Here is a 9447-nt window from a genome sequence, read left to right as displayed (position 1 = left end):
TCATTATTGTGTAGGGGCGTATTGCATACGCCCGGCCAAGCCATACCCGTGTCGGCGCGCGTCGATGGCGTTGGCGGATGCCGATTGGGCGTGTCGGTGGCGTTGGCGGATGCCGATTGGGCGTATAGGGGGCCAAACGGGCGTATGCGATACGCCCCTACACATTACGTGTTCCCGTTGCGGCGGATCATGACGTGGTGGGCGATGCCGCCCATGGTGAATTCCGGGCCGACGATCTCGAAGCCCAGATTCTCGTAGAACGTGATTGCGTGTGCCTGCGCGTTGAGGACGATGTAGGCAGTGTTCTCCAGTTCGGCGCGCTCGATGATCGCTTGCATGACCGCCAGTCCGAGTCCGCCACGACGCGCGGCGGCGCGCACCGCCACCCAGGCGACCTGCGCCTCGCGTCCGAAGACGGTGAGCCGTCCTGTTCCCAGCGGCTGGCCATCTCGCCAGGCGAGGAAGTGAATGCTTGTGCGGTCGTCGGGGTCGCGGCGGGCGTCGTTGGTCAGGCGCTGCTCACGGACGAACACCTCGTCCCGAATGCGGAAGACCTCTTCCATCTCGTCGGCCCCGTCGATCTGACGGACGACGATTGTAGACGTCGGGGCAGGCGATTCCTCGTGCACGAGGGCGGCGTCATCTGATGGGGTAGCACCAGGATCGAGCGTATGCATCGGCTAGACCTCGGCCGGGGCCGGGACCGGCTCCGCCAGTCTGCTACCGACACCGCTCAGTGGCTGGGCGTCTGCGCCAACCGGGATGACGGCCGGATCCAGCTCGCTCTCGGTGATCAGACCATCGGTTGCAATCACGCGCTTGAATGCCGCAATCGCGACCTCGATCATCGAGTCGTCTGGCGGGCGGGTCGTGACGCCCTGCAGGGCCAGGCCCGGCGCGAGGATAACCCGCATGATCGGGTTGTTCGCGTGGGCCGCACCGGCGCGGATGATCTCGTAGGCGACGCCGGCGATGACCGGCACCAGCACGATCCGTGAGCCATACAGCAGATACCAGACTGGTCGACCCAGCAGCAGGAAGAACAGGATCGAGATCACAACGACGATGAGCAGGAAGCCGGTGCCACAGCGGACATGGCGCAGACTCTGCTCGCGGACGTGCTCGACATCAACCGGCAGGCCACGTTCCCAGGCGTTGATCGTCATGTGCTCGGCACCGTGGTAGCCGAACACCCGCCGAATGTCGTTCATGAACGAGATGGCGACCATGTAGCCGATCAGAATCGCCAGGCGGACGATGCCTTCAATAATGTTGATGACGTGGTGATTGTCGATCCAGCGGCTGAGCAAATCGACGGTGACGACCGGCGTGACAAAGAACAGGCCGATCGAGAAGACCAGCGACATAGCAACCGTCAGCCAGAGGAAGATGCCCGACATCGACGATGCATCAACCTCTTCGCCGTCCTCCTCGCTCAGCCCGACGTTGGCCGAGAAGATCAGGGCGCGCATGCCAAGCAGCATCGTGTCCCAGAGGACGACCGCGCCGCGCAGCAGTGGGATATTCCGCACTGATCGGACGACCGGTCCGGGCTCGATCGGCTCTTCCCAGACGACGATCTCGCCTTCCGGCGTGCGGACGCCGACCGCCATCGACGAGCGGCCGCGCATCATGACGCCTTCCATGACCGCCTGCCCGCCGTAGTAGAACGCTTTCGCCATTTCGTGAGACTCCCTGGCATGCTGATGATGTGCTGTATTGGGAACGTCGAAGAAGTCGACTTGGGGCGCACGCGCCATCAATGAACCCAGCCAGGATTCTATCAGGGGTGTCGATAGCTGGGGGCGGTTGTGAGGTGTCGGCGGGGGATGTTATGCTGCCATTTGTATGGACGATAGATTGTTTGTTTTCCGCGTCAACATGCGGCAGAAGGTCAGGTGGGGTGGAATATGGCGGTAGAGCCGCTGATCTTTGAGCTGAGCAAGCCGGGACGTCGTGGCACAACGGTTCCGGCTGTCGATGTTCCCGAGACGGAGATACCGGCAGACCTTTGCCGCGATGAGCTTGCCCTTCCTGAGGTGAGCGAGATCGATGTCATTCGCCACTTCACGCGCATGTCGCAGAAGAACCACGCGATCGACATCAATTTCTATCCCCTCGGCTCCTGCACGATGAAATACAACTCGAAGATTAACGAGATTGCGGCACGCATGCCCGGCTTTGCCGCCATCCATCCGCTCCAGGAGCCGGAGACGGTTCAGGGCGCGCTGGAGCTGATGGACGAGCTGCGCAGCTACCTCGCCGAGATCTCAGGTTTCGAGACGGTGACGCTCCAACCAGCTGCGGGCGCTCACGGTGAGCTGACCGGCGTCCTCGTCGCGCGGGCTTACCACGCCTCGCGTGGAGACCACGAGCGCGATACGGTGCTCGTTCCGGACTCGGCCCACGGCACCAACCCGGCGACCGCCGCAATGGCCGGCTTCAAGGTTGTGACCGTGCCGTCCGATGATCGGGGCAACTGCGATGTCGAAAAGCTCAAGGAGCTGGTTGGCCCGAACACTGCACTGCTGATGATCACCAACCCGAACACGCTCGGCCTGTGGGACGAGAATGTCCGCGAGATCGTTGATGCTGTCCACAATGCTGGCGGGCTGGTCTACAACGACGGCGCGAATTTCAACGCCATTCTCGGCATGGTTCGCCCGGGCGACCTCGGTATGGACATCATGCACTTCAACCTGCACAAGACCTTCTCAACGCCCCACGGCGGTGGTGGCCCAGGGTCAGGCCCGGTCGGCGTTCGCGCCGGTCTGGAGCAGTTCCTGCCGGATCCGATCGTGGTCAAGAACGACGACGGCAGCTATGGGTTCGAGTCACCCGAGCATTCAGTCGGCAAGGTTCATGGCTTCTACGGCAACTTCGGCATGCACGTCCGCGCCTACACCTACATCCGCATGCACGGCGCGGAGGGTCTGCGGCGCATCAGTGAGGACGCCGTACTGGCCGCCAACTACCTGATGGCGAACCTCAAGGATCGCTACGAGGTGGCCTACGACCGACCCTGCATGCACGAGTTCGTCGCGACCGCCCGCCATCAGAAGGCGGAGTACGGCGTGCGCACGCTCGACATCGCCAAGCGCCTGCTCGACTTCGGCATTCACCCGCCGACGACGTACTTCCCGCTGATCGTCGAGGAAGCGCTGATGATCGAGCCGACCGAGACGGAGAGCATCGAGACGCTCGATGAGTTCATCGCGGCGATGCGCCAGATCGACGACGAGATCAAGGCCGATGCGGAGTTCGTCAAGCACGCACCGCACACGACCGAGTACAAGCGCCTCGACGAGGTTCGCGCCAACCGTGAGCTGAACCTGCGCTGGACGCCGGAAAACGCTCCCGAAATGGAGCGCGCGGCTGCCGACTAGGCACGTTGGATAGACACAGCAACAGCCCCGCTCCGAGAAACCGGAGCGGGGTTGTTTGCGTAGAGGGGCCGACCGAGCAAGTCGCTGTCATCGCCGTGAGGCGACCCTCCCACGCAGATAATTGTGGACTTGGCGTATCGTGACCGCGTCGGCCCCGATATGTAGGGACGTATCGCATACGCCCGGCCAGAAACACGACCATCCAGCATGGGCAACCGGGCATTGTGGCTGCCGGCGGGAATGGGTTGGGGGCCAAACGGGCGTATGCGATACGCCCCTACATTTCCGCGACGGCAACGCACGTGGACATTACGCCGGGGCCGTTGGCATCCGGCGCGGGGGCGTCGCCATGGCCCAGAGGGCGCCCCGCGAGGACAGGCCGGGTCCTGTCCGTACGAAATGTTTGCGCGCGTGTCTCTTTGCGAACCGCCATCATCCGGCGCGGAAGTGTCGCCTCACGGCGATGACAGCGCCAGCGCCGACCCTACGAAGGAGTTGGCGGCGGAGATTGGTTGTCGCTTTACCGATCCCTATCCCTCCCGATACATGTCATACACGTTGTACGTGTTGATGTAGATCGGGTTGGGCTCGAAGCCTTTGATGTTCTGCTGGAGCACGCTGTACCACTTGACCGAGCCGACGAAGATGGCGGCCGGGTCGTCCTCGACCATGATCTTGTTCATCTCGGCGATGGCGTCGTTGTAGTCATCCTCTCCGATCGAGCCGGATGTTTTGTCCAGCAGCGCGTCGACGTCCGCGTTGGAGTAGTACATCGCGTTCGAGCCGTTCGGCGTGATCGCGTCCGTGTGGAAGTTCGGGTAGATCTCGTTCCAGGCGTCGTTGTAATCTGGCCACCAGCCCCAGTAGGTGAAGTCCGGGCGCTCCTCGGCCGGCGCGGAGCCGTAGAGTCGGTGAGTGCGCCCTCCTCCTTCTCGACAAGGTCGAGCGTGATGCCGAGCGTCTGCAGATTCGCCTGGAAGAGCTGGCCGATGGCCTGCTCGGCCTGGTCATGAAGAGTGATCAGAACTCCAGCGGCTGGCTGACATCGAAGCCCGATTCGTCGATCAGCTGCTTGGCCTTGTCTAGGTCGGTCGTGTAGATGAAGCCATCCTCGGGATAGCCGCGTGTCGTCGTCGTGCAGGCGCCGCTGGATGCCTCGATGAGGTCACCGTAGACGCCCTTGCGGACATCGTCGTGGGGAACGCCCAGCGGATTTCCCTGGCGGGCTTCACGTCCGCGAGCTTGACGTGGTTCATCAGTGCCCAGTCGGCGTTCGTCGAGGTCGTAGACCATGACGTTCAGCACGCCGGCTTCCTGCGAAGGAGGCGACATCCTTCGGGGTGAGCGATTGGGTCGAGCAGTCAGCCTCGCCGCGCTCCATGAGCTGACGGCAGGTGGCGGATTCCTCGACGTTGCGGAAGACGATCTCATGAAATGATTGCCGTCCCACCCGCCGTGATAGTCCTCGAAGCGCACCATCGTGATGTGGTCGCCCAGCACGTTCTCGGTGATCGTGTAAGGACCAGTGCCGACAACGTTGCTGCGGAACCACTCGTGGGCGAACTCGTCGTCGGCAGTCTTGTTGGCTTCGACGGCGGCCGGCGAGACGACGAGCGGGCCGTACTGTGAGGCGAGGGCTGCGACGAAGATCTCGGTGCCGAACGAGAGCTTGAACAGGACGGTCGTCGCGTCTTCGGCGCTGATGTCGTCGGCGCTGGCGACGAAGCGGGTGATGACGTTGACCGGCCCGAGACCCATGTTGTGGAAGCGCTTGAACGAAGCGGCGACAGCCTCTGCGTCGCAGTCAGTGCCGTCGTGGAACTTGACGCCGGCCGGGATCTTGAAGCGCCATTCGGTGTTGTCGTCGTTGCCCTCCCAGCTTTCGGCCAGCATCGGCTCGTATTCAAAGGTATCGCTCCCCTTGAGTCGCACGAGCATTTCGTAGGTGCCGAAGAAGATTGCGCTGGCGTCCGAATCGTAGGCGGACTGAGGGTCAAGGTCGGGGATACTGCCGGTCTGGATGACGGTCAGCCGTCCGCCATTCTGGGCGGTTCCGCCACCCGACTCGCTGGTCGACGCAGATGTGGATTCACTGCTCGCGGCCGTTGGGCTGGCAGCGCTCTCGTTGCCGCCATCATCGTCGTCGGAGTCGTCGCCACCGCAGGCGGCCAGCAGCCAGCCGATCGCCGGCAGGCTGATGCCGAGCGCCGCGCCGCGTTGGAGCAGTCGGCGGCGGCTGAGTCGGCTGGGTACGTTGACGGGCAGGGGATCTTCCAGGTGATCGGGTAGGTACGTGCCGTTGGGTCGAGTCACGGGCTCCCTCTCCATCCACGTCATGCTGATGTCCATTCCGGGGTACGCCATGCACAGCGCAGCATCGGCCTGCCGAGCCAATGCTCGGCTGCGTCTGATGACGTCCTTGCCTGCGGATGCACTCAATGTACGCATCGCATCGGCAGTCGGTTGTATCGCCGACATGCCTGCATCCCTGGAATGACCGCGTAGGGTTCTGAAACGAGAATAGCCTAATCAGTGCATGCACTCAAGAGGGGCTATGGATTTCGTTGTTGTCACGGATGGCGGCTGCGCATTACGGTTGGCGGCTAGTTGATGCGGACGCGGGGCTGCCGCAGCGGGTGTACCCAGTCGCCATCGCCGACCCGGCACTCAACGCGATCGTTGATCGTCGCCGCGCCATCGCCGGTCAACGTGTCCAACGGCCAGGGTGCTGGGTCGAGCTTGATGCGGATTGTCTCGTTGCTCCTGGCAGTGTCACGACCGAGGCGCTGCCCGCCGTCAGTTGCCCGACAGGTGATCGTCTCGCCATCTGGCGCTGCGCCTGCTTGAACCTCGAGATCGGCTGTCGCCGTCTGGCCGTCCGGGTAACTCAGCTCAAGCGTGAGCAACGTGGCGTCGAGCTGGACATCGCGCGTGCTGTCGCGGATCACGAACACGAGCATCGCCAGTAGCGCGACCGCGAAGAGGCCCAACGCAATCAGGAGCGGCCGGGATGCCCAGGTTGGACCATTGTCCGACGGTGTTGTGTCCTGCGCTTCGGCTGGTGGTGTCGTCTGCGGTTCCACGTGGCTCCTCTCGTCGCGCCCGACAGTGTGCCATGCGTGGGGAGCTGGGGGTAGGCGGCAAGGAAGCGGCCCACGGTCCGCATAACAGGATACGAACCGTAGGCCAGGGTTGCGCCGGTGCTACGCCGGCGTTCACTCCTCGACGATAAACAGCCAACCATGCCGAACATGCCGTGGGCAGATTCAGCGTGCGACAGGATGCTGGCGAGTGGAACGCCCAGGCACCGACTTCAGTCGCATCGACGATGACATCGCGGCGCTGGCCGGGCGCGGTCGTTGACCGTGTGTCGCAGAGGTACGGTTGCGGAAGCGGCCAACCATCCTGCGCCGACAAGCTGCGGCATCCGATACCAAGTGCATCGGGTGAATCATCAGGCCCTCGTTCATGTAGCGGATGAGGACCTTCTCGCCCTTCTTGGCCATCACCGGCTGGGTGGCCGGGAAGCCCTTGCCATTCAGGGTGAAGCCACCAATTGGCCCGTCGTTCAGAATGATCGTGTATTCGCGGTCGAACTCGCCGTACTTGTTCGGGTCGTTCGGCTCAACAATGAACGCGCCCAAAAGGCCCTTTGTCACCTGCTCGGCGGCGTTGTGGTGCGAGTGATACATGTGCGAGCCGGTGTTGCCCTCACGGAGCGTGAACTCGTAGGTGAACTCGCCACCCGGCTTGATCGGCGGCTGAGTGACGAAGGTCACGCCGTCCTGGCTGTGCGGGACGATCAGTCCGTGCCAGTGGATGACCGTACTCTCCGGCAGGTTGTTCGTCACGTGGACACGCACGGTGTCGCCCTCGTTGACTCGAATCTCCGGGCCAGGGATGACGCCGTTATAGGCATAGCCATCCGAATACTGGCCGGGGGCATATTCCCAGCGGACGACATCGCAGGTCAGCCGGAAGACCTTGACATCGCCATCCAGTTCGTACTCCAGCGGCTGGCCGCCGAGCCCTTCGGTCGGTGCCGGGAAGTCCAGAATGCCTTGCTCGTGCATGGCATCCATCTCATCGACCGAATCGCCGCCGGTGGTCGGCGTCGCGTCGCCGGTTGCGTTGTGCCCGCTGTGGTCGGTCGTTGGCTCCTCCGGCGCTGCCGAAATCACGGTCGGGATGCCCTGCACGACCTCGCGGTCCGGGTTGGCTGCCGCGCCGAAAACGGCTGCCGACGCCGCGCCGAGGCCGGCTGCGCCGACGAGCCCGACGAAGTTGCGTCGGGTGATGCGGCTCGTTTCATTCTTGATCGACATTGAGAGGTTCCCCCTTCTGTCTCGCCCACTGTCCCTGAAATCGATGGAGCGCATATTCTCATGACGCCTGCGCAAGCGCACTCCCCAGCCCGCGCGGTTCGAATCACTGCCTCTGCGACCTCCCGCCGGTCTGGCCCGGCTGTGCAGGCCAACGACAGATGAGTGGCAGGACCCAGTGGTCCAGCCCGATCCATCCGGCGCAGCGCCAGCCGAGCACCAGCACGACCGCGATCAGCGCGATGAGCGGATCGACTCCGCTCGCGCCGGCCAGCCACGGCGTCGCAGCCAGCCCGAGGCCGAATAGCGCCGCCAGTCCGGTCAGCAAGCCCAGCAGGATGGCGATGCCGACCAGCGTCTGCCCGATTGCCACGGCAGGACCGAGCCAGCCGTGCCAACCCTGCGCCAGCATCTGCTCAACGCCCCAGCGCGACGGCTGGCGGGTGTCGCCGTTCGCCAGTGTCGCCATCCAGGCGTCGTGCAATGCGCTGCCGTCGATCCAGCGACCGTCGCTCAGCTTGTCGCGACCATCGGCCAGCCAGAGCCAGCCGATCCAGGCTCGGGCCATCAACCAGAGCCAGGCGAAGCGCGTGCTGCCGAACAGATCCGTGCCGATGCGCGGCGACGGGATCACTGTTCTGCGTCCTGCTCGTGCCGTCGCAACAGATAGCCGCACGCTCGCACTCCGGTTCGCGCCGTATCGCGCCTGACCTAATGGTGCGATGAGGGCGATTTCTCGAACACGGTCGGCGGGGTAGTTTGTGGAGGGGTCTGGGGTAGTTTCTCGCCTACCCTATCGGGTAGGAGGCTAGCTGCGATCCGGCTCGGGCGGATCGACAAGCTGGTTGCGCAGGGCGTAGGCGACGACCTGCGCGCGGTTCTCCAGGTGCAGCTTGCTTAGAATGTTGCGCAGGTGGTACTTCACCGTGTTCTCGCTGACGACCAGTCGATCGGCCAGCTCGCGGTTGGAGGTGATGCCCTGGACAAGCAGTTCCAGCACATCGCGCTCGCGGTCGGTGAGCTGGGTGGCAGGCTGCTCCTGGCGGGTTGCGCGTGGCTGGGCAAACTCGTCGAGTAGCTTGCGGGCCAGCCCGGGCGTCAGCGCCGGCTCACCGCGCGTCACGCCGTCGAGCATCTCGAACAGCCGTCGCGCCTCGATATCCTTCGGCAGGAACCCCTGCGCGCCGGACTTGATCGCCTCGAACAGGTCGGCATCATCCTCGGACGCCGTCAGCACGACAACGCGGACAGCCGGCATCTCGGCGCTGATCATGCGTGTCGCTGCCAGCCCGCCCATCTCAGGCATCGCCAGATCCATCAGGACGATGTCCGGCACCTCGCGCTCCGCCAGCGCGATCGCCTCGCGTCCGTTGCGCGCCTCGGCGACAACGTCGATACCGCGCGCCTCCAGCAGGCTGCGCAGCCCATCGCGAAACAGGGCGTGGTCGTCAGCGATCAGGACTCTCATCGGCTCCTCCCGGCGCAGGTCGCGCCAGAGGAGATTGTGCCATTGCTGGGTGTGCGGGGCGGTGGGTTACGGGGCTGGCTCGACGTTCAGTACCTCAACCGTCGACACCACCTTGCCATCAATCTCGTTGTATCCCGAGATCACCATCGGCGGGGTGATGTCGGTGCGGAAGGTCCACGACTCAACCTCGCGATACGTGTCGCCGTGATCGCAGGCGGCCGGCTGCGGCATCGGCGGATGACCTGCTTCCTGGATCGGGCAGGGCACAGCC

General features: G+C 64.0%; 10 protein-coding genes. 1 reads left to right on the top strand and 9 read right to left on the bottom strand.

Annotation, left to right across the window (positions count from 1 at the left end; translation table 11 throughout):
• Window positions 1-164 precede the first annotated feature (164 nt).
• Together M9890_14650 and M9890_14645 are read right to left on the bottom strand one after the other, a co-directional pair.
• Window positions 165-629 carry a GNAT family N-acetyltransferase gene (locus M9890_14650; GenBank protein MCO5178192.1) on the bottom strand — a complete coding sequence of 155 codons (465 nt, stop codon included), beginning with the start codon at window positions 627-629 and terminating at the stop codon, window positions 165-167.
• A 51-nt stretch (window positions 630-680) separates the two neighbouring features.
• A complete protein-coding gene (locus M9890_14645) occupies window positions 681-1682 on the bottom strand; it encodes a DUF1385 domain-containing protein (GenBank protein ID MCO5178191.1) in 1002 nt (333 codons plus the stop codon).
• Between the two features lie 228 nt (window positions 1683-1910).
• Between M9890_14645 and gcvPB the strand changes: the two genes are divergently transcribed.
• Window positions 1911-3386: an aminomethyl-transferring glycine dehydrogenase subunit GcvPB gene (gene gcvPB / locus M9890_14640; protein ID MCO5178190.1), complete on the top strand. Its 1476-nt coding sequence runs from the start codon at window positions 1911-1913 to the stop codon at window positions 3384-3386.
• Window positions 3387-3916: 530 nt separating this feature from the next.
• Here gcvPB and M9890_14635 read toward each other — a convergent pair.
• From M9890_14635 to M9890_14605, 7 genes are all read right to left on the bottom strand, one after another.
• Window positions 3917-4159 carry a hypothetical protein gene (locus M9890_14635; protein ID MCO5178189.1) on the bottom strand — a complete coding sequence of 81 codons (243 nt, stop codon included), beginning with the start codon at window positions 4157-4159 and terminating at the stop codon, window positions 3917-3919.
• Window positions 4160-4406: 247 nt separating this feature from the next.
• Complete coding sequence (locus tag M9890_14630; GenBank protein MCO5178188.1) at window positions 4407-5699, bottom strand: ABC transporter substrate-binding protein; 1293 nt, start codon at window positions 5697-5699, stop codon at window positions 4407-4409.
• 290 nt (window positions 5700-5989) lie between these two features.
• The gene (locus M9890_14625) at window positions 5990-6469 is read right to left on the bottom strand and encodes a hypothetical protein (protein MCO5178187.1); all 480 of its coding nucleotides are present in this window, start codon (window positions 6467-6469) and stop codon (window positions 5990-5992) included.
• 183 nt (window positions 6470-6652) lie between these two features.
• A complete protein-coding gene (locus M9890_14620; GenBank protein MCO5178186.1) occupies window positions 6653-7711 on the bottom strand; it encodes a multicopper oxidase domain-containing protein in 1059 nt (352 codons plus the stop codon).
• A gap of 103 nt (window positions 7712-7814) precedes the next feature.
• Window positions 7815-8342, bottom strand: coding sequence for a DoxX family membrane protein (locus M9890_14615; GenBank protein ID MCO5178185.1), 528 nt, complete (start codon window positions 8340-8342; stop codon window positions 7815-7817).
• Window positions 8343-8516: 174 nt separating this feature from the next.
• Window positions 8517-9176, bottom strand: coding sequence for a response regulator transcription factor (locus M9890_14610; GenBank protein MCO5178184.1), 660 nt, complete (start codon window positions 9174-9176; stop codon window positions 8517-8519).
• 66 nt (window positions 9177-9242) lie between these two features.
• A partial coding sequence (locus M9890_14605) for a hypothetical protein (protein ID MCO5178183.1) occupies window positions 9243-9447 on the bottom strand: 205 nt, incomplete at its 5' end.

It is taken from the genome of Thermomicrobiales bacterium, assembly GCA_023954495.1.
In the GTDB taxonomy this organism is placed as follows: Bacteria; Chloroflexota; Chloroflexia; order Thermomicrobiales; family CFX8; genus JAMLIA01.
This window is presented reverse-complemented; position numbering and strand designations above follow the sequence as displayed.

Coding starts and splice junctions, on each gene's coding strand:
- M9890_14645 (MCO5178191.1), bottom strand. CDS start 1,682: ATGGCGAAAGCGTTCTACTACGGCGGGCAGGCGGTCATGGAAGGCGTC.
- gcvPB (MCO5178190.1), top strand. CDS start 1,911: ATGGCGGTAGAGCCGCTGATCTTTGAGCTGAGCAAGCCGGGACGTCGT.
- M9890_14635 (MCO5178189.1), bottom strand. CDS start 4,159: ATGTACTACTCCAACGCGGACGTCGACGCGCTGCTGGACAAAACATCC.
- M9890_14620 (MCO5178186.1), bottom strand. CDS start 7,711: ATGTCGATCAAGAATGAAACGAGCCGCATCACCCGACGCAACTTCGTC.
- M9890_14610 (MCO5178184.1), bottom strand. CDS start 9,176: ATGAGAGTCCTGATCGCTGACGACCACGCCCTGTTTCGCGATGGGCTG.